Origin of the sequence: Streptomyces sp. NPDC051105 (genome assembly GCF_040682795.1) — a bacterium.
In the GTDB taxonomy this organism is placed as follows: domain Bacteria; phylum Actinomycetota; class Actinomycetes; order Streptomycetales; family Streptomycetaceae; genus Streptomyces.
The window spans coordinates 606,575-626,404 of sequence record NZ_JBFBBR010000004.1 but is presented as its reverse complement, the minus strand read 5'-3'; the positions used below and the strand labels follow the sequence as shown (position 1 = coordinate 626,404).

At 71.9% G+C, this 19,830-nt stretch carries 15 protein-coding genes; 11 read left to right on the top strand and 4 right to left on the bottom strand.

Features of this window, described 5'->3' with window-relative positions; genetic code table 11:
• Positions 1–84: 84 nt before the first annotated feature.
• Positions 85–648, bottom strand: a complete 564-nt coding sequence (locus AB0N16_RS13550; RefSeq protein WP_365796139.1) for a response regulator — start codon at positions 646–648, stop codon at positions 85–87.
• Positions 645–4,748: a HAMP domain-containing protein gene (locus tag AB0N16_RS13545; RefSeq protein ID WP_365796137.1), complete on the bottom strand. Its 4,104-nt coding sequence runs from the start codon at positions 4,746–4,748 to the stop codon at positions 645–647. The genes AB0N16_RS13550 and AB0N16_RS13545 overlap by 4 nt, the downstream gene beginning before the upstream one ends.
• Before the next feature lie 102 nt (positions 4,749–4,850).
• Between AB0N16_RS13545 and AB0N16_RS13540 the strand changes: the two genes are divergently transcribed.
• Positions 4,851–6,752 carry a SpoIIE family protein phosphatase gene (locus AB0N16_RS13540; protein WP_365796135.1) on the top strand — a complete coding sequence of 634 codons (1,902 nt, stop codon included), beginning with the start codon at positions 4,851–4,853 and terminating at the stop codon, positions 6,750–6,752.
• A gap of 27 nt (positions 6,753–6,779) precedes the next feature.
• Positions 6,780–8,012, top strand: coding sequence for a radical SAM family heme chaperone HemW (gene hemW, locus AB0N16_RS13535; protein ID WP_365796133.1), 1,233 nt, complete (start codon positions 6,780–6,782; stop codon positions 8,010–8,012).
• 51 nt (positions 8,013–8,063) lie between these two features.
• Here hemW and AB0N16_RS13530 read toward each other — a convergent pair whose 3' ends face one another.
• Together AB0N16_RS13530 and AB0N16_RS13525 are read right to left on the bottom strand one after the other, a co-directional pair.
• Positions 8,064–8,870: a DUF3097 domain-containing protein gene (locus AB0N16_RS13530; protein ID WP_365796131.1), complete on the bottom strand. Its 807-nt coding sequence runs from the start codon at positions 8,868–8,870 to the stop codon at positions 8,064–8,066.
• 34 nt (positions 8,871–8,904) lie between these two features.
• A complete protein-coding gene (locus tag AB0N16_RS13525) occupies positions 8,905–9,645 on the bottom strand; it encodes an MBL fold metallo-hydrolase (protein WP_365796129.1) in 741 nt (246 codons plus the stop codon).
• A 163-nt stretch (positions 9,646–9,808) separates the two neighbouring features.
• Here AB0N16_RS13525 and hrcA point away from each other — a divergent pair, with 163 nt between their 5' ends.
• The 9 genes from hrcA (at position 9,809) to AB0N16_RS13480 (ending at position 19,811) form a co-directional block, all read left to right on the top strand.
• Complete coding sequence (gene hrcA / locus AB0N16_RS13520; protein WP_360484040.1) at positions 9,809–10,825, top strand: heat-inducible transcriptional repressor HrcA; 1,017 nt, start codon at positions 9,809–9,811, stop codon at positions 10,823–10,825.
• A complete protein-coding gene (dnaJ, locus tag AB0N16_RS13515) occupies positions 10,826–11,962 on the top strand; it encodes a molecular chaperone DnaJ (protein ID WP_351691315.1) in 1,137 nt (378 codons plus the stop codon).
• A 192-nt stretch (positions 11,963–12,154) separates the two neighbouring features.
• Positions 12,155–13,291, top strand: coding sequence for a nitronate monooxygenase (locus tag AB0N16_RS13510; RefSeq protein WP_365796127.1), 1,137 nt, complete (start codon positions 12,155–12,157; stop codon positions 13,289–13,291).
• Entirely contained in the window at positions 13,288–14,043 is a 756-nt protein-coding gene (locus AB0N16_RS13505) for a 16S rRNA (uracil(1498)-N(3))-methyltransferase (RefSeq protein ID WP_365796125.1), read from the top strand. Before AB0N16_RS13510 ends, AB0N16_RS13505 begins: the two co-directional genes overlap by 4 nt.
• A 27-nt stretch (positions 14,044–14,070) precedes the next feature.
• A complete protein-coding gene (locus AB0N16_RS13500; protein WP_365796123.1) occupies positions 14,071–14,463 on the top strand; it encodes a VOC family protein in 393 nt (130 codons plus the stop codon).
• A 165-nt stretch (positions 14,464–14,628) separates the two neighbouring features.
• Entirely contained in the window at positions 14,629–15,123 is a 495-nt protein-coding gene (locus AB0N16_RS13495; RefSeq protein WP_365796121.1) for a hypothetical protein, read from the top strand.
• A gap of 46 nt (positions 15,124–15,169) precedes the next feature.
• Complete coding sequence (locus AB0N16_RS13490) at positions 15,170–18,394, top strand: S41 family peptidase (protein WP_365796119.1); 3,225 nt, start codon at positions 15,170–15,172, stop codon at positions 18,392–18,394.
• Between the two features lie 142 nt (positions 18,395–18,536).
• On the top strand, positions 18,537–18,890 hold the full coding sequence (locus tag AB0N16_RS13485; RefSeq protein WP_365796117.1) for a histidine triad nucleotide-binding protein: 354 nt from the start codon (positions 18,537–18,539) through the stop codon (positions 18,888–18,890).
• Between the two features lie 15 nt (positions 18,891–18,905).
• The gene (locus AB0N16_RS13480; RefSeq protein ID WP_365796115.1) at positions 18,906–19,811 is read left to right on the top strand and encodes a ribonuclease Z; all 906 of its coding nucleotides are present in this window, start codon (positions 18,906–18,908) and stop codon (positions 19,809–19,811) included.
• Positions 19,812–19,830: the final 19 nt, after the last annotated feature.

The following is a 19,830-nucleotide window of genomic DNA, read 5'->3' as shown; positions in this document are numbered from 1 at the left end:
GGGGACGTGTGGCGGCCGCGGGTTCGTGGTGGCTCGTCGCGTCCACGCGGCCGAGCCGCGCGTCGTCGCAGTCTCCCGCCCCTCTCAGCCGGACCGCTTAGCGCTGCTTAACAGTCGACGCAGTTCCCTGACTTCTTCCCGTAGCGTCACTACGTCGACGGGTTCGTTGGACAGCTGATCCTCCAGAACCGTCAGCCGTTTGCCCAACTCGCCGAAGTCCGCCTGTTCGCGTGCCAGCAGTGACTGCAACTGCTGGTTCTTCCGGTGCAGTTCCAGGAAGACGTTGACCTTGGCCCGCAGCACCCATGGATCGAAGGGCTTCGTCAGATAGTCCGCCGCGCCTGTCGCGTAGCCGCGGAACGCGTACCCGGCGTCCTCCTCGGCTCCCGTCAGGAAGATGATCGGGACGTCCTTGGTCTGGTCGAGGCGTTTGATGTTCGCGGCTGTTTCGAAGCCGTCCATGCCCGGCATGCGGATGTCGAGGAGGACCACGGCGAAGCGGCGGCGCAGCAGGGCCTTCATCGCCTCCTCGCCGGAACGCGCGCGTACTATCGGCTCGTTCAGGGATGCCAGCACGGCCTCCAGCGCGATCAGGTTGTCCTCCATGTCGTCGACCAGGAGGATGCCGGCCCGCTCGTCAGCGATCATCGTCCCGTCCGTTCCTTGTCGGCGGGCTCGCCGCCTTCCGTGCTGTCGGGGTCCAGGAGTGCGCAGACGACGGTGAGCAGCCGATCGACGTCCACGGGTTTGGGCACGTAGTCGTTGGCGCCGCGTGCGATGGACTTCTCCCGGTCGCCGGGCATCGCCTTCGCCGTCAGTGCGACGATCGGCAGGCCGGTCCAGCGGGGGGCGCGGCGAATGGCCGCGATGGTCTCGTAGCCGTCCATCTCCGGCATCATGATGTCCATCAGGACCAGTTCGACGTCCGGGTTGCGTTCGAGGGTCTCGATGCCCTCCCGGCCGTTCTCCGCGTAGAGCACGGGCATGCCGACGCGGCCCAGGACGTGGGTGAGCGCGAAGACGTTGCGGATGTCGTCGTCGATGATCAGGACGCGCCGGCCGGGCAGGATCTGGCCGGCGCGTCCGGACTGCCACGCCTCCAGCTTGGCCGGAGCCGGCCAGGAGTCGTCGGTGTCGGGGGCGGCGGCCGGGGCGGGGCCGAGGACCGGTGGGGCGTGGTCCTCCAGGGTGGGGCCGCCCGCCGTGTGGCCGGGGCTGACGACCGGGACGTACAGCGTGAACGTCGAGCCCCTGCCCTGTTCGCTCGCCGCGACGATACGGCCGCCGAGCAGGCCCGCGATCTCGCGGCTGATGGACAGGCCGAGGCCGGTGCCGCCGTACTTGCGGTTCGTGGTGCCGTCGGCCTGCTGGAACGCCTCGAAGATCACCGGGAGTTTCTCGGCGGCGATCCCGATGCCGGTGTCCGTCACCTCGAAGGCGATCACCTCGCCGCTACCGCGGACGTAGTGCTGGTCGGGGTCCTTCACCCGGTCGACCCGCAGTTCCACCCGTCCCTTGGCGGTGAACTTGATCGCGTTGGAGAGCAGGTTGCGCAGGATCTGCTGGAGGCGCTGTTCGTCGGAGTACATCTCGCGCGGTACGTCCTCGCCGACCGCCACCTCGAAGGCCAGACCCCGGTCCAGGGTCAGCGGGCGGAAGGTGGCGTGGACGTAGTCGAGGAGTTTGATCAGGGGCAGGCGCTTGGGGCGTACGTCCATCCGGCCGGCCTCGATCTTCGACAGGTCCAGGATGTCGTTGATGAGCTGGAGGAGGTCGGAGCCCGAGCGGTGGATCGTCGTCGCGAACTGGACCTCCTGGTCGGAGAGACGGCCGTCCGGGTTGTCGGACAGCAGCCGGGCCAGGATCAGCAAGGAGTTCAGCGGAGTGCGCAGTTCGTGGGACATGTTCGCCAGGAACTCCGATTTGTACTGGGAGGACGTCGCCAGCAGGGCGGCTTTCTCCTCCAGTTCCGCGTTCGAGCGTTGCAGTTCCGCCTGTTGTTTCTGAAGTTCGTCCGAGCGTTCCTGGAGCTGCATCGCCAGGCGTTGCGACTCGCCGAGCAGGGACTCCGTGCGGGAGTTGGCGATGATCGTGTTGATGGCCACGCCGATGGTGTTGACGAACTGGTCGAAGAAGGCCAGGTGGACGTCGGAGAAGCGGGAGAAGGAGGCCAGTTCGATCACGCCGAGGAGTTTGTCCTCGAAGAGGATCGGGATGATGACGATCGTCGTCGGTGCCGCTTCGCCGAGACCGCTGTTGATCTTGATGTAGTCCGGCGGTGCCTCCTCGACGAGGATCCGCTTCTTCTCGCGGGCCGCCTGGCGGACCAGGCCGTGCACCGGCAGGCCGCCGGTCTCCACGATCGCGCCCTGTGCGGAGCCGTAGCCGGCGATGAACGCCAGGCCTTTCGCCGGTACGGCCGTCCGTACCGCCGCGCCGTCCTCGTCCGGGTCGGCCAGGAAGAACGCGCCGTACTGGGCGTTCACCAGCGGGGTCAGCTCGCGCAGGATCAGGTCGGCGACCTCCATCAGGTCCCGGTGGCCCTGCATCAGCGCGGCGAGCCGGGCCAGGTTGGACTCCAGCCAGTCCTTCGCGCGGGTCGTCTCACGCAGGTTGGCCACCATCAGGTTGATGTTGTCCTTCAGCTCGGCGACCTCGCCCTGCGTCTCCACGGTGATCGACCGGGACATGTCGCCCTGTGCGACGGCGGAGGCGACCTCGGCGATCGCGCGGACCTGGGTGGTGAGGTTGAGGGCGAGTTCGTTCACGTTGGTCGTCAGGCGCTTCCAGGTGCCGTACACGCCCTCCACGCGCGCCTGGCCGCCCAGTTGTCCTTCGGAGCCCACCTCGCGGGCCACCCGGGTCACCTCGGACGAGAACGACGACAGGGTGTCGACCATCGTGTTGATCGTCGTCTTCAGTTCGAGGATCTCGCCGCGCGCGTCCACGTCGATCTTCTTCGACAGGTCGCCCTGTGCCACGGCCGTCGCCACCTGGGCGATGTTGCGCACCTGTGAGGTGAGGTTGTCGGCCATGTAGTTGACGTTGTCGGTCAGGTCCCGCCAGACGCCGGAGACGCCGAGCACCTGGGCGCGGCCGCCCAGCCGGCCGTCGGTGCCGACCTCGCGGGCCACGCGGGTCACCTCGTCGGCGAAGGCCCGCAGCTGCTCCACCATCGTGTTGACGGTGTCCTTCAGTTCGAGGATCTCGCCGCGCGCGTCGACGGTGATTTTCTTGGAGAGGTCGCCGTTGGCGACGGCTGTCGTCACCTGGGCGATGTTGCGGACCTGTGAGGTCAGGTTCAGCGCCATGAAGTTGACGTTGTCGGTGAGGTCTTTCCAGACCCCGGAGACGCCTCTGACCTGTGCCTGGCCGCCGAGGTTTCCTTCGGTGCCGACTTCGCGGGCGACGCGGGTGACTTCGTCGGCGAACGCCGACAGCTGGTCGACCATCGTGTTGATGGTTGACTTCAGTTCGAGGATCTCGCCTTTCGCCTCCACGGTGATCTTCTTGCCGAGGTCCCCCTGGGCGACGGCCGTGGAGACGAGCGCGATGTTGCGGACCTGGGACGTCAGGTTGTCCGCCATGAAGTTGACGTTGTCGGTGAGGTCTTTCCAGACTCCGGACACGCCTCTGACCTGCGCCCGGCCGCCGAGGTTTCCTTCCGTCCCCACTTCGCGGGCGACGCGGGTGACTTCGTCGGCGAACGCCGACAGCTGGTCGACCATCGTGTTGATCGTCGACTTCAGTTCGAGAATCTCGCCCTTGGCGTCGACCGTGATCTTCTGCGACAGGTCGCCGTTGGCGACGGCCGTCGTCACCTGGGCGATGTTGCGGACCTGTGAGGTCAGGTTCGACGCCATGAAGTTGACGTTGTCGGTGAGGTCCTTCCAGACGCCGGAGACACCCCGCACCTGGGCCCGGCCGCCCAGCTGGCCCTCCGTGCCGACCTCGCGCGCGACCCTGGTCACCTCGTCGGCGAACGCGGACAGCTGGTCGACCATGGTGTTGACGGTGAGCTTCAGTTCCAGCAGTTCACCGGTCGCCTCGACGGTCACCGTGCGGGTCAGGTCGCCGCGCGCCACCGCCGTCGTCACCAGGGCGATGTCGCGGACCTGGGCGGTCAGCCGGGACGCCATGGTGTTGACGGCCTCGGTCACGTCCCGCCAGCTGCCGGACAGGCGCTGCACCTTGGCCCGGCCGCCGAGCCTGCCCTCGGTGCCGACCTCGCGCGCGACCCGGGTCACCTCGCCGGTGAACAGGGACAGCTGGTCGACCATCTTGTTCACCGCGCGGCCCAGTCTGCGCAGATCGCCGCGCAACTGGCGGCTGCCGTCGTGCAGATCGACCCGTTGGGTGAGATCACCGCCGGCCACCGCGTCCAGCACGCGCGTGGCGTTCGCCGCGGGGGCGACCAGGGCGTCGAGGACCTGGTTGACGTCGTCGACGCGGGACCTCCAGGCGCCCTGGCCGGGGCTGGCCGACAGCCGTTCGTCGAGGCGTCCGTGGCGCACCAGCTCGCGTTTCACGCGTTGCGTCTCGGTGTTGAAGTGAACGCTGCGGTCCATGATCTGGTTGAAGACCGCGGTGAGTATGGCGACCATCCCGTCGCCGGTCTCGGGCGCTTTGGTGAAGTCGCCGTCGCGGGCGGCGGTCATCGCGGCGAGCAGAGGGCGCAGTTCGGATGCTCGGAGTTGTTCCGGTTTCTGTCCGTCTTCGAGCACACGCGTAGCACTGTTCTCACTCATGGCGGCCCACTTCGGTAACTCGGCGCTTATGGGCGCAGTCAGTCTGTCACTCTGTCCGCATCGATCGGGATGTATTCGTCCGAACTGCTCGGGGAGCTGGACATGGGGGCCATACCCACGCAACGGGAGACCGTCTCCCGGGTCCGTGAGGCGCCTGCGCGCGACGAGGCGCCCGCGCACGAGAGCGCGGGCGCGTACGCGCAGGGGCGCGCGACCTTGCCCGGGGGCCCCCTGGCGCCGGGTTCCGCCCGTGCGCTGGTGCGCGCCTGCCTCGACGAGTGGACCGACTGCGGCCTGCTGGAGCCGGGACGGCGGGTCGCCGAGGACGCCATGATCGTCGTCAGCGAACTCGTCACCAACGCCGTCGTGCACGCCGGCACGGACGTCGAGGTCGACTGGTGGCTGGAGGAGGCCCGGGAGGAGACGGCGTTCGTCGTCGAGGTCACCGACCACCATCCCTCCCGCGCGCCGCGCGACCACCCGGGCGAGACGCCGTACGAGACCCCGGAGTACGGGCGCGGGCTGCGTCTGGTCGCCTCGCTCGCCGAGTCCTGGGGCGTCACTTACCGCATCGGCGCGAAGACGGTGTGGGCCCGGCTGACCGGCCGGGGCGGCACGCTCCCCGACGAGCAGGAGCTGAAGGTGGCCGAGATCCTCGCGCCCGAGCCCCAGCGCCCCGACCGGGACGGGGACTGGCTGGACAGAGGCGTGCTGTCCTTCCTCGCCGAGGCCTCCGACCTGCTCGCCGGGCAGCTCGACGAGAACCTGGTGGCCGCGCTCGCCGGCCAGCTGATCGTGCCGCGGCTGGCCGACTGGTGCGCGGTGTGGCTGGAGGACGAGTCGACCGTGCGGTCCGGCGGCTGGGGCGACCCGAACGACGCGGGCGGGCCGCGGCTGGCCCGGGTCTGGCACGGCAGCGAGAACCGCATCGAGGAACTGCGCCGCGCCCTGGAGAAGGACCCGCCGTGCGCGAAGGACGGGTTACGGTCCGGGCCCGAGCCGTATCCCTGGCCCGGCGAGGCGCTCGGCCCGCAGGGCGCGCGCGGCTCGGCGCTCTCCTACCGGCTGATCGCGGGCGGCCGCCCGCTCGGCACGCTCGTGATCGGACGCTCCGGCCCGGCCGGTTTCCCGGACGAGATCACCGGTCTGGTCGAGGACTTCGGGCGCCGGGTCGCGCTCGCCATCGGCGCGGCCCGCCAGTACGCCCGCCAGGCCACCATCAGTGCCGTCCTCCAGCGTGGGCTGCTGCCGGGTGCGGTCGCCGAGATCCCGGGCGTGCGCAGCGCGCTGGTCTACGAGCCCCGCGACAAGGGCGGCCCCAGCGGTGACTTCTACGACCTGTTCCCGGCCGGCGACGGCCGCTGGTGCTTCGCCGTCGGCGACGTCCAGGGCAAGGGGCCCGAGGCCGCCGTCGTCATCGGCCTGGCCCGGCCCTGGCTGCGGCTGCTGGCCCGGGAGGGGTACCGGGTGGCCGACGTCCTCGACCGGCTCAACCAGCTCCTCCTCGACGACGCCACCGAGGCCGCCGACGCCGCCGCCCGCGCCCTGGTCGCCGCCGGCGGCCGCATGCCGCCCGGCGACGGCCCGCAGACCCGTTTCCTCTCCCTCCTGTACGGCGAACTCACCCTCCTCGAAGCGGGCGGTGTCCGCTGCACCCTCGCCTCCGCCGGGCATCCGCTGCCGCTGCTCCTCGGCCCCGACGGCGCGGTCCGCACCGCCGCCCGGCCGCAGACCCTGCTCGGGGTCGTGGAGGACGAGACGTACACCAGCGAGACCATAGAGCTAGAGCCGGGCGACAGCCTGCTGTGCGTGACCGACGGGGTCACCGAGCGCCGCTCGGGCTCCCGGCAGTTCGACGACGGCGACGGGCTCGCGCGGGCCCTCGCGGGCTGTGCGGGCCTGAGTGCCGAGCTGATCGCCGAGCGCATCAGGCGGCTCGTGCACGAGTTCGGCGGCGGGCAGCCGGAGGACGATCTGGCGCTGCTGGTCCTCCAGGCGGAGTAACCGGCGTCGTACGGGACAATGGGGGACATGCCTTCCGCACTTCCCGACGGCGAGCCGGTCCCCGACGACGGCGCGCTCCCGGCGCACGCGCTGGCCGGTGCCGCCGGCCGCCCCCTCGGGTTCTATCTGCACGTCCCCTACTGCGCGACCCGCTGCGGCTACTGCGACTTCAACACGTACACGGCGACCGAGCTGCGCGGCACCGGCGGTGTCCTCGCCTCCCGCGACAACTACGCGGACACCCTGATCGACGAGATCCGGCTGGCCCGCAAGGTGCTGGGTGACGACCCGCGCGAGGTCCGCACGGTGTTCGTGGGCGGGGGCACGCCGACGCTGCTGGCCGCCGGTGACCTGGTACGGATGCTGGGCGCGATCCGCGACGAGTTCGGTCTGGCCGCCGGGGCGGAGGTCACGACGGAGGCGAACCCGGAGTCCGTCGACCCCGCGTATCTGACGGCCCTGCGCGAGGGCGGCTTCAACCGGGTCTCCTTCGGCATGCAGAGCGCCCGGCAGCACGTGCTGCGCGTCCTGGACCGCACGCACACCCCGGGGCGCCCCGAGGCGTGTGTCGCGGAGGCCCGCGCGGCCGGCTTCCAGCACGTCAACCTGGATCTGATCTACGGCACGCCGGGCGAGTCCGACGACGACTGGCGGGCCTCGCTGGACGCGGCGCTCGGGGCCGGCCCCGACCATGTGTCGGCGTACGCGCTGATCGTCGAGGAGGGCACGCAGCTGGCCCGCCGGATCCGCCGGGGCGAGGTCCCGATGACCGACGACGACGTCCACGCGGACCGCTATCTGATCGCCGAGGAGATGCTGTCCGCGGCGGGCTTCGACTGGTACGAGGTGTCCAACTGGGCCACCTCCGAGGCCGCCCGCTGCCTGCACAACGAGCTGTACTGGCGGGGCGCCGACTGGTGGGGCGCGGGACCGGGCGCGCACGCGCACGTCGGCGGCGTGCGCTGGTGGAACGTCAAGCATCCGGGGGCGTACGCGGCGGCGCTGGCGTCGGGACGGTCACCGGGGGCCGGGCGTGAGGTCCTCACGGACGAGGACCGCCGGGTGGAGCGGATCCTGCTGGAGCTGCGGCTGCGGGAGGGGGTGCCGCTGACGCTGCTGAGGGAACAGGGGCTGGCGGCGTCGCGGCGGGCGCTGGGGGAGGGGCTGCTGGAGACCGGCCCGTACGAGGACGGGCGGGCCGTGCTGACGCTGCGGGGGCGGTTGCTGGCGGACGCGGTGGTCAGGGACCTGGTGGACTGACGGGACCGGGACCGGGACCGGGACCGGGGGCAGGGGGCAGGGGGTGCCCGGCTACGGGGCCGTGACGAAGTCGATGAGTTCCTCCACCCGGCCCAGCAGTTCCGGTTCGAGGTCCTTGTAGGAGCCCACCCGGGCCAGGATCGCCTGCCAGACGGCACCCGTGTTGTCCGAGGGCCAGCCGAGCGCCCGGCACACGCCCGTCTTCCAGTCCTGGCCGTGCGGGACGCGCGGCCACGCCTCGATGCCCACGGCGGCGGGCTTCACCGCCTCCCAGATGTCGATGTACGGGTGGCCGACGACCAGGGCGTGTGCGCTGGTGACCGACTGGGCGATGCGCCACTCCTTCGTGCCGGGGAGCAGGTGGTCCACCAGGACACCGAGGCGCGCGTCCGGGCCCGGTGCGAATTCGGCCACGATCGACGGCAGGTCGTCCACGCCCTCCAGGTACTCCACGACCACGCCCTCGATGCGCAGGTCGTCGCCCCAGACCTTCTCGACCAGCTCCGCGTCGTGGCGGCCCTCGACGTAGATGCGGCCCGCGCGGGCCACGCGCGCGCGTGCGCCGGGGACGGCGACCGAGCCGGAGGCGGTACGGGCGGGGCGTGCGGGGGCGGCCGACGTGGGGCGTACGAGGGTGACCGCCCGGCCCTCCAGGAGGAAGCCCCGGGGCTTCAGCGGGAAGACGCGGTGTTTGCCGAAGCGGTCCTCCAGCGTCACCGTGCCCGCCTCGCAGCGGATCACCGCGCCGCAGAATCCGGTGCCGGGTTCCTCGACGACCAGGCCGGGTTCGGCGGCCACCTCCGGTGCCGGTTTCGGCTTCTTCCACGGCGGGGTCAGGTCGGCGGAGTACTGGCGCATTCGGATGACGATAGGAGAAGCGGCGGCGGCGTGGTCACGACACGCCGAAACGGGTGGCCAGGACGTCGCGTTGCCGTCGTACGAACGCCGCGTCCACCACCGCTCCGTGACCGGGCACGTACCGGGCGTTCTCGCCGCCGAGGGCGAGCAGGCGGTCCAGGGCGGCCGGCCAGTGGGACGGTACGGCGTCGGGGCCGGCCTGGGGGGCGCCGGACTCCTCCACCAGGTCGCCGCAGAACACCACCGGCGGGTCGCCGGGGTCGCCGGGGAGGCCGGGGACGAGGACCGCGAGGTCGTGGGAGGTGTGGCCGGGGCCCACGTCGGCCAGCAGGGCCCGGCGGCCGTCGCCGAGGTCGAGGGTCCACTCGCCGGAGACCGGACGGCGGGGCAGGGGCAGCGCGTCGGCCGCCTCCTCGGCCTCCGGGGCCGGCAGGCCGTTGCGGATCGCGTCCAGGCGGAGCGCCTCGCGGCCGTGCGTGAGGACGGCTTCCGCGCCCGCCGCCACGTGCACGTCCGCGCCCGCGAACGCGGGGGTGCCGAAGACGTGGTCGAAGTGGGGGTGGGTGAGCGCGAGATCGGTCACACGGCGTCCGGCCAGCCGCTGTGCCTCCGTACGCAACCGCGCGCCCTCCGCCAGGCTCGACCCGGCGTCCACCATCAGGACCGGGCCCGCCCCGAGGACCAGCCCGGCCGTGCAGTCCCAGCCCGGCAGCCGGCACCGGCCGACACCCTCGGCCACCCGCTCCCAGCCCAGCTCTTCCCAAGTCACCGTCATACCGCGACGCTAACGGCAGAACGCCCCGGGTCCTCACCGACCTTGCCCAGTCGGTACCCGGCGGCCGTACACTGGGCCGGGGACGTTGGCACTCGGGATCGCAGAGTGCCAGGCGAAAGACCCGAAAGGCCGCGGGGACGACTTTCTGGAGGTGTGGCGCTGGATGCTGAGTGAACGCAGGCTTCAGGTATTGCGCGCCATCGTCCAGGACTATGTCGGCACCGAGGAGCCGGTGGGGTCGAAGGCGCTGACCGAGCGGCACAACCTCGGGGTCTCCCCGGCGACCGTGCGCAACGACATGGCCGCCCTGGAGGACGAGGGGTACATCGCCCAGCCGCACACCAGCGCCGGGCGGATCCCCACCGACAAGGGCTACCGGCTGTTCGTCGACAAGCTCGCCGGCGTCAAGCCGATGAGCGCGCCCGAGCGGCGGGCCATCCAGAACTTCCTCGACGGCGCCGTCGACCTCGACGACGTCGTGGCGCGGACGGTGCGGCTGCTGGCGCAGCTGACACGGCAGGTCGCGGTCGTGCAGTACCCGTCGCTGACACGGTCCACCGTGCGGCACGTGGAACTGCTCGCGCTCGCCCCGGCCCGGCTGATGCTGGTGCTGATCACCGACACCGGGCGGGTCGAGCAGCGGATGGTCGACTGCCCGGCGCCCTTCGGGGAGTCGTCGCTGGCGGATCTGCGGGCGCGGCTCAACAGCCGGGTCGCCGGTCGCCGGTTCTCGGACGTGCCCCGGCTGGTGGAGGACCTGCCGGACGCCTTCGAGGCCGAGGACCGCGGTACGGTCTCGGCGGTGCTCTCCACCCTGCTGGAGACGCTCGTCGAGGAGAACGAGGAGCGGCTGATGATCGGCGGCACCGCCAATCTCACCCGCTTCGGACATGACTTTCCCCTCATGATCCGGCCCGTCCTGGAGGCCCTGGAGGAGCATGTCGTCCTCCTCAAGCTCATGGGCGAGGCGGGGGATTCGGGCATGACCGTACGCATCGGTCACGAGAACGCCTATGAGGGACTCAACTCCACGTCCGTGGTGTCGGTCGGCTACGGTTCGGGCGGCGAGGCACTCGCCAAGCTCGGCGTGGTCGGACCGACCCGCATGGATTACCCGGGAACGATGGGAGCGGTACGAGCGGTGGCACGGTACGTCGGACAGATCCTGGCGGAGTCGTAAGTGGCCACGGACTACTACGCCGTTCTCGGCGTGCGCCGCGACGCGTCGCAGGAAGAGATCAAGAAGGCCTTCCGTCGGCTCGCGCGCGAGCTGCACCCGGACGTCAACCCGGATCCGAAGACCCAGGAGCGGTTCAAGGAGATCAACGCCGCCTACGAGGTGCTCTCCGACCCGCAGAAGAAGCAGGTCTACGACCTCGGCGGTGACCCGCTCTCGCAGAGCGGCGGCGCGGGTGCGGGCGGCTTCGGGGCCGGTGGCTTCGGGAACTTCTCGGACATCATGGACGCGTTCTTCGGTACCGCGTCGCAGCGCGGGCCGAGGTCCAGGACCCGGCGCGGCCAGGACGCGATGATCCGGATCGAGGTCGAGCTCGACGAGGCGGCCTTCGGTACCACCAAGGACATCCAGGTCGACACGGCGATCGTCTGCAACACCTGCAACGGTGAGGGCGCGGCGCCGGGCACTTCCGCCCAGACCTGTGACATGTGCCGGGGCCGAGGTGAGGTCTCGCAGGTGACGCGGTCCTTCCTGGGCCAGGTCATGACCTCGCGGCCGTGTCCGCAGTGCCAGGGCTTCGGTACGGTCGTGCCGACGCCGTGTCCCGAGTGCGCCGGTGACGGGCGGGTGCGGTCGCGGCGGACGCTGACCGTGAAGATCCCGGCCGGTGTCGACAACGGCACCCGGATCCAGCTCGCCGGTGAGGGCGAGGTCGGGCCCGGCGGCGGTCCCGCCGGTGACCTGTACGTCGAGATCCACGAGCTGCCGCACTCCACGTTCCAGCGGCGCGGCGACGATCTGCACTGCACGGTGACCATCCCGATGACGGCGGCCTCGCTCGGTACGAAGGTGCCGCTGGAGACGCTGGACGGGATGGAGGAGGTCGACATCCGGCCGGGAACGCAGTCCGGGCAGTCGATCCCGTTGCACGGGCGCGGTGTCACGCATCTGCGCGGCGGCGGGCGCGGTGACCTCATCGTCCATGTCGAGGTGACGACCCCGACCAAGCTCGACCCCGAGCAGGAGCGGCTGCTGCGCGAGTTGGCGAAGCTGCGCGGCGAGGAACGGCCGACGGGGCAGTTCCAGCCGGGGCAGCAGGGTCTGTTCAGCCGGCTGAAGGACGCGTTCAACGGGCGTTGACCCGTCGGCGGGCGCTGAGGGGCCGGCGTACGGGCGCCGGCGGCCCGTGGTGCGGGCTCTGACCGGTCGGCGCACGGGCGTGGACGGGGCACCGGGAGGGGGCGACGGCCCTTCGCGGCCCGGACATGTCTGGCATGTGCCAGAGGGACGGCCCGATTCGGTCTTGTTCGGAGGACGTGACAACATGCCGTCATGTCCTCCGCACTGACCGATCTCTTTCCCCTTCCGATCGTGCAGGCCCCCATGGCGGGCGGGGTCTCCGTGCCGCAGCTCGCCGCCGCCGTGTCCGAGGCGGGCGGGCTGGGGTTCCTGGCCGCCGGGTACAAGACCGCCGACGGGATGTACCAGGAGATCAAGCAGTTGCGGGGGCTGACCGGCCGTCCCTTCGGGGTGAACCTGTTCATGCCGCAGACGGAGCACGCCGAGACCGGGGCCGTGGAGGTCTACGCGCATCAGCTGGCCGGTGAGGCCGCCTGGTACAAGACGGAACTCGGCGACCCGGACAGCGGCCGGGACGACGGGTACGAGGCCAAGCTGGCCGTGCTGCTCGACAACCCGGTGGCCGCGGCCTCGTTCCACTTCGGAGTCCCGGGCAAGGACGTCCTCGACTCCCTCCGCCGCGCGGGAACCCTCACCCTGGTCACCGCGACCACCGCCGAGGAGGCGCTCGCCGTCGAGCGGGCCGGGGCGGACGCGGTGATCGCACAGGGCGTGGAGGCCGGCGGTCACCAGGGCACCCATCGGGACGTGCAGGACAACGAGGGGGCCGGAATCGGGCTGCTGTCGCTGGTCGCCCAGATACGGGAGACGGTGGGCATTCCCGTCGTCGCCGCCGGGGGCATCATGCGTGGCAGCCAGATCGCCGCCGTGCTGGCCGCGGGGGCGAGCGCCGCCCAGCTGGGTACGGCCTTCCTCGCCACCCCGGAGTCCGGCGCCACCGATCTCCACAAGCGGGCGCTGACGGACCCGCTGTTCATCCGGACCGAACTGACCCGGGCGTTCTCCGGGCGGCCCGCCCGGGGCCTGGTCAACCGCTTCATGCGCGAGCACGGCCCGTACGCGCCCGCCGCCTACCCGGAGGTCCACCACCTCACCTCCCCGCTGCGCAAGGCCGCCGCCAAGGCCGGGGACGCGCAGGGCATGGCCCTGTGGGCCGGGCAGGGCCACCGGCTGGCCCGCCCGCTGCCCGCCGGGCAGCTGGTGGAGACCCTCACGGCGGAACTCGCCGCCGCGTCGACAGCGTTGTCGGGCAAGGGCGAAGGGCACGAAGGGCACGAGGGGCACGAGGGGTACGAGGGGTACGAGGGGTACGAGGGGGGCAGGCGGTGACCGCCCCGGTGTTCGTGCTCGACCCGCTCGTGGTGCCCGACCGCTCCGGCGGCGAGGTCGTCCTGGACGGGCCCGAGGGACGGCACGCCGTCTCCGTGAAGCGGCTGCGGCCCGGCGAGGACGTCATCCTCACCGACGGGCGCGGACGCTGGACGGAGGGCGTCGTACGGGCCGCCGAGGGCAAGGACCGGCTGATCGTCCACATGACGTCGATCTCGGAGGAGCCGGAGCCGTCTCCCCGCATCACCGTCGTCCAGGCCCTGCCCAAGGGCGACCGCGGTGAGGTCGCCGTGGAGACCATGACCGAGGTCGGCGTCGACGTGATCGTGCCCTGGCAGGCCGCCCGCTGCATCACCCAGTGGAAGGGCGACCGGGGCCTGAAGTCCCTCGCGAAGTGGCGGGCCACCGCCCGCGAGGCCGGCAAGCAGTCCCGCCGGGTGCGCTTCCCGGAGATCGCGGACGCGGCGACCACCAAGCAGGTCGCCGCGCTTCTCGCCGAAGCCGACCTGGCCGCCGTGCTCCACTCCGACTTCGAGCACGGCAGCGACCCGCTCGCCGGGGCCCGGTTGCCCGCCGGGGGCGAGATCGTGCTGGTCGTCGGGCCCGAAGGGGGCGTCGCCCGGGACGAACTGGCGCTCTTCGAGGAGGCGGGTGCCAGGGCCTACACCCTGGGGCCTACCGTGATGCGGACATCGACCGCGGGCACCGCGGCCGCGGCCCTGCTGCTGGGCCGCACCGGCCGGTGGTCCTGACCCGTACGACACCTCAGGGGGAACACCGTGGAACTCGCCCAAGTCCGGCTCCTGGTCTCCGACTTCGCCGCCTGCTACCGCTTCTACGCCGAGGTGCTCGGGCTGAAGCCGCAGTCGGGGGCGAGCGAGGGACCGTACGAGAAGTTCAGCCCGCACGCCGGGTCGGCGGGGATAGCCCTGCAGGACCGGGCCATGATGGCCGAGGTGCTGGGCGAGTTGGGGGACACCGCGACCGGGCACCGTTCGCTGGTGGTGCTGCGCGTCGACGACCTGGACGCATACTGCGAGCAGATCGTCGCGCGGGGCGCGGTCCTGGTGCACGGGCCGGCGCCGATGACGCAACGCATGCGCGTCGCCCACCTCAAGGACCCGGAGGGCAACCTGGTGGAGCTCCAGGAGTGGCTGCTGCTGCGCACCTGAGGAGCCCGTCGGCCGGCCGGGGGACCTCTCCGAACACGTGAGTGGCCGTATGCCCCCTACCGTCACGGAGGAGACGGTGGCAGGCTGCCCTCCATGGGGGCATTGAGGCCGATTTGGCGCCGACCGGGCGTGACGCGCCGGTCGCGTGTGACCAGGGCGGCGGCTGTGGCGGGGCTCGCGGTGGTCGCCGTGGGCGGTGTGGTGGGCTGTCAGCCGACCGACCTGAACTCCGCGACCGTCGCGTACACCACCGACCGGACCGCCACCGCCGAGCTGAAACGGCAGCACGTCGACGTCAGCTGGCTCACCTGCACCGGCGACTACGGCTCGTCGGCGCAGAAGACGCCCTCGGCGTCCGAGACCACCGTCGTCTCCGTGGACTGCCGGGGCAGGACCAAGGACGGCCGGGACATCACCGTCACCGGACGCGTCACCAAGGCGGTCAGCGGCGCCTGTGTGCGCGGGAACCTCGTCGCGACGGTGGGCGGCAAGGAGTGGTTCCGGGTGAAGGGCCTCGGCGACTGCGACGCCACGCCCGGACCGATCTACAGCACCTACCGGCCGCCCACCTACGGACAGCGGCCGGGCCCCACCGTGACCGTGACGAAGACCGTCTGGTGCCAGGGCGATCCCAAGTGCTGGCCGGTGCAGGGCAAGTGATCGAAATCGGCCACCGCGATCGTGCCGCGATGCATAGGCTGAGCGGGTGACTCAGGGTGCAGCGACAGGACCGCGGTCCTACCTCCGATTTCCCCATGTCCACGGCGACCTGGTCGCCTTCACCGCCGAGGACGACGTGTGGCTCGCGCCCCTGGACGGCGGCCGGGCCTGGCGGGTCAGCGCCGACAACGTACCCGTGACGCTGCCGCGTATCTCGCCCGACGGGACCACGGTCGCCTGGACCTCCACCCGCGACGGCGCTCCCGAGATCCACACGGCCCCCGTCGACGGCGGCTCCGCGACCCGTCTGACGCACTGGGGGAGTTCCCACACCCAGGTGCGCGGCTGGACCGCCGACGGGCAGGTCCTCGCGATCAGCGCCTACGGCCAGTCCAGCCTCCGGCGCAGCTGGGCCCGCACCGTCCCGCTCGACGGCGGACCGTCCACCGTCCTGCCGTACGGCCCGGTCGGCCATGTCGCCTTCGGGCCGAACACCGTGCTGCTGTCCGCGCCGATGGGCCGGGAGGCGGCCTGGTGGAAGCGGTACCGGGGCGGTACGGCCGGGAAGCTGTGGATCGACCGGGACGTCCACGACGGGGAAGGAGCCGGGGAGTTCGTACGGCTGCACGAGGAGCTGGACGGGAACCTCGAAGACCCGGTGTGGGCCGGCGACCGGATCGCCTTCCTCTCCGACCACGAGGGGACGGGCGCGCTGTACTCGTCCCTCGCCGACGGCTCCGACCTGCGCCGGCACACACCTCTCGACGGTTTCTACGCCCGGCACGCGGCCGGTGACGGCACCCGGGTCGTCTACGCCTCGGCCGGTGAACTCTGGCTTCTCGACGACCTGGAGGGCGCCGAGCCGCGCCGGCTGGACATCCGGCTCGGCGGGTCCCGGGTGGACCGGCAGCCGCGCCCGGTCAACGCGGCCCGCTGGTTCGGCTCCGCCTCGCCCGACCACACCGCCCGCGGCAGCGCCGTCCTGGTGCGCGGCGGCGTGCACTGGGTGACCCACCGGTCGGGGCCGGCCCGCGCGCTGGCCGCCCAGCCCGGGGTGCGCGCCCGGCTGCCCGTCACCTTCCGCGCGGACGCGGAGGAGTGGGTGGTGTGGGTGACGGACGCCGAGGGCGACGACGCCCTGGAGTTCGCCCCCGCCACCGGTGCCGTGCCCGGCTCCACCCCGCGCCGGCTCGCCGCCGGGCAGCTCGGCCGGGTCCTGGACCTCGCCGTCGCCCCCGACGGCGGCCACGTCGCGGTGGCCGCGCACGACGGCCGGCTGCTCCTCGTCGAACGCGAGACCGGCGAGGTCCGGGAGGTCGACCGCAGCGAGGACGGCGACGTCTCCGGGCTGGCGTTCTCGCCCGACTCCGGCTGGCTCGCCTGGTCCCACCCCGGCGTCGGCGGGCTCTGCCAGCTCCGCATCGCCCACACCACCGACCTCACCGTCACCGAGGCGACCCCGCTGCGCTTCCGGGACTACGACCCCGTCTTCACCCGCGACGGCAAACACCTCGCCTTCCTCTCCACCCGCTCCTTCGACCCGGTCTACGACGAGCACGTCTTCGACCTGGCCTTCGTGGTCGGCGACCGCCCGCACCTGATCACGCTGGCCGCGACCACCCCCTCGCCGTTCGGTCCGCAGCGGCACGGCCGCCCCTTCGAGACCCCCGACAAGGACGAGACCCCGGACGCCGAGGGCACCCCGGCCACCCGGATCGACCTGGAGGGCCTCGCCGACCGGATCGTGCCCTTCCCCGTCGAGGCCGGCCGCTACTCCGGGCTGCGCGCCGCCAAGGACGGCGTCCTGTGGCTGCGCCACCCGGTGCGCGGCGTGCTCGGCGCCTCCCGCGCCCACCCCGAGGACCCCGACCCCAAGACCGAGCTGGAACGCTACGACCTCGCCCAGCAGCGCATCGAGTACCTCGCCTCCGGCGCCGACCACTTCGAGGTCAGCGGCGACGGCAAACGCGTCCTGCTGTGGTCCGACGGAAAGCTCAAGGTCGTCCCCAGCGACCGGCGTGCCTCGAACGACGACGACAGCGACACCAACATCACCGTCGACCTGTCCCGGGTCCGGCAGACCGTCGAACCGGCCGCCGAGTGGCGGCAGATGTTCGACGAGACCGGCCGCATCATGCGGGACCAGTTCTGGCGGCCGGACCTCGGCGGCGTCGACTGGAACGGCGTCCTCGACCGCTACCGCCCGCTCGTCGACCACGTCGCCACCCACGACGACCTGGTCGACCTGCTCTGGGAGGTCCAGGGCGAACTCGGCACCTCGCACGCCTACGTCACCCCGAACGGCGGCTACGGCCGCGGCGCCCGCCAGGGCCTCCTCGGTGCCGACATCTCCCGGCATCCGGACGGCAGTTGGCGCATCGACCGGATCCTGCCCGCCGAGACCTCCGACCCCGGCGCCCGCTCCCCGCTCGCCGCACCCGGCGTCGCGGTACGCCCCGGGGACGCGATCGTGGCCGTCGCCGGCCGCTCCGTCGACCCGGTGACCGGACCCGGCCCCCTCCTCGTCGGCACCGCAGGCAAGGCCGTCGAACTGACCGTGTCCCCCGCGGGCGGCGGCGAGCTGCGCCACCCCGTCGTCGTCCCGGTCGCGGACGAGGAACCGCTGCGCTACCACGCGTGGGTGGCCGACCGCCGGGCCCATGTGCACGAACTCTCCGGCGGCCGCCTCGGCTACCTCCACGTGCCGGACATGCAGGCACCGGGCTGGGCGCAGATCCACCGCGACCTGAGCGTGGAGATGGCCCGCGAGGGCATCGTCGTGGACGTCCGGGAGAACCGCGGCGGGCACACCTCCCAGCTCGTCGTGGAGAAACTGGCCCGCCGGATCGTCGGCTGGGACCTGCCGCGCGGCATGCGCCCGTTCAGCTACCCGAGGGACGCGCCCCGGGGCCCGGTGGTCGTCGTCGCGAACGAGTTCTCCGGCTCGGACGGGGACATCGTCAACGCGGCGATCAAGGCGCTGGGCATCGGCCCGGTGGTCGGCACCCGCACCTGGGGCGGTGTGATCGGCATCGACAGCCGCTACCGCCTGGTCGACGGCACGCTGGTCACCCAGCCCAAGTACGCGTTCTGGATGGAGGGTCACGGCTGGGGCGTGGAGAACCACGGCGTCGACCCCGACGTGGAGGTCGTCCAGACCCCGCAGGACTGGGCCGCGGGCAGGGACCCGCAACTGGACGAGGCGGTACGGATCGCGCTGGAGGCACTGGAGACGACGCCCGCGAAGGTGCCGCCGACGCTGCCGATGTAGGGGGAGGGGCGCCGGGTCCCACCCGGGGGCGCGGGGCCGCATCGGTGTGCGGCTTAGCCGCGTGGGCGCGATCAACCCCCACGCACCCGCGCCCGACGACGATACGATGCCCCCGAAGCTGATCACCGGTCGAGGAGAAGACATGGCAGGGGAACCCCAGGACGACTGCCTGTTCTGCAAGATCGTCGCAGGCCACGTCCCCGCGACGATCGTCCGGGAGACGGACACCACCGTCGCCTTCCGGGACATAAACCCCCAGGCACCCACCCACGTCCTGGTGATCCCCAAGGTCCACTACGAGAACGCCGCCGAGCTCGCCGCGGGCGAACCCGCCGTGGCCGCCGACATACTGCGCGAGGCGCAGGCCGTCGCCGACGAGGACAAGCTGGACAGCTACCGCATCGTCTTCAACACCGGCAGCGGCGCCGGCCAGACCGTCTGGCACACCCACGCGCACGTCATCGGCGGCCGCGGCCTGCAGTGGCCGCCCGGATAACCCCGGCACGTCACCGTGTCCGTCCGTGAACTGGTGGTCCTCGGCACCGCCAGCCAGGTTCCCACCCGGCACCGCAACCACAACGGCTACCTGCTGCGCTGGGACGGCGAGGGCATCCTCTTCGACCCGGGCGAGGGCACCCAGCGGCAGATGCTGCGGGCCGGGGTCGCCGCGCACGACCTCAACCGGATCTGCGTCACCCACTTCCACGGCGACCACTGTCTCGGCCTCGCCGGGGTCATCCAGCGCATCAACCTCGACAAGGTCCCGCACCCGGTCACCGCGCACTACCCGAAGTCCGGGCAGCGCTTCTTCGACCGGCTCCGGTACGCCACCGCCTACCGGGAGACCGTCGGCATCACCGAGGCCCCGGTCGACGCGGACGGCGACCTCGCCGTCACCTCGTCGTACACGCTCCAGGCCAGGAAGCTGTCCCACCCGGTCGAGTCCTACGGCTACCGGCTGGTCGAGCCCGACGGCCGCCGCATGCTGCCCGACCGGCTCGCCGCGCACGGCATCAAGGGCCCGGACGTCGGCCGGCTCCAGCGCGACGGCGTCCTCGGGGACGTCACCCTCGACCAGGTCAGCGAGGTGCGACGCGGGCAGCGGTTCGCGTTCGTGATGGACACCCGGCTCTGCGACGGCGTGCACGCGCTCGCCGAGGGCTGCGACCTGCTCGTCATCGAGTCCACGTTCCTCGACGAGGACGCCGAACTCGCCGCGGAGCACGGCCATCTGACCGCCGGGCAGGCGGCGGCCGTCGCGCGGGACGCGGGGGTACGGCACCTCGTGCTGACCCATTTCAGCCAGCGCTACTCGGAACCCGAGGAGTTCGAGCGGCAGGCGCGGGCCGCCGGCTACGAGGGCGAGCTGACCGTGGCGTACGACCTGCTCCGAGTGCCGGTTCCGAAGCGCAGGTGAAACGGCCTTACCATGCTCT

Coding starts and splice junctions, on each gene's coding strand:
- AB0N16_RS13550 (WP_365796139.1), bottom strand. CDS start 648: ATGATCGCTGACGAGCGGGCCGGCATCCTCCTGGTCGACGACATGGAG.
- hrcA (WP_360484040.1), top strand. CDS start 9,809: ATGCTGAGTGAACGCAGGCTTCAGGTATTGCGCGCCATCGTCCAGGAC.
- AB0N16_RS13545 (WP_365796137.1), bottom strand. CDS start 4,748: ATGAGTGAGAACAGTGCTACGCGTGTGCTCGAAGACGGACAGAAACCG.
- AB0N16_RS13530 (WP_365796131.1), bottom strand. CDS start 8,870: ATGCGCCAGTACTCCGCCGACCTGACCCCGCCGTGGAAGAAGCCGAAA.
- AB0N16_RS13510 (WP_365796127.1), top strand. CDS start 12,155: ATGTCCTCCGCACTGACCGATCTCTTTCCCCTTCCGATCGTGCAGGCC.
- AB0N16_RS13540 (WP_365796135.1), top strand. CDS start 4,851: ATGGGGGCCATACCCACGCAACGGGAGACCGTCTCCCGGGTCCGTGAG.
- AB0N16_RS13525 (WP_365796129.1), bottom strand. CDS start 9,645: ATGACGGTGACTTGGGAAGAGCTGGGCTGGGAGCGGGTGGCCGAGGGT.
- hemW (WP_365796133.1), top strand. CDS start 6,780: ATGCCTTCCGCACTTCCCGACGGCGAGCCGGTCCCCGACGACGGCGCG.
- AB0N16_RS13485 (WP_365796117.1), top strand. CDS start 18,537: ATGGCAGGGGAACCCCAGGACGACTGCCTGTTCTGCAAGATCGTCGCA.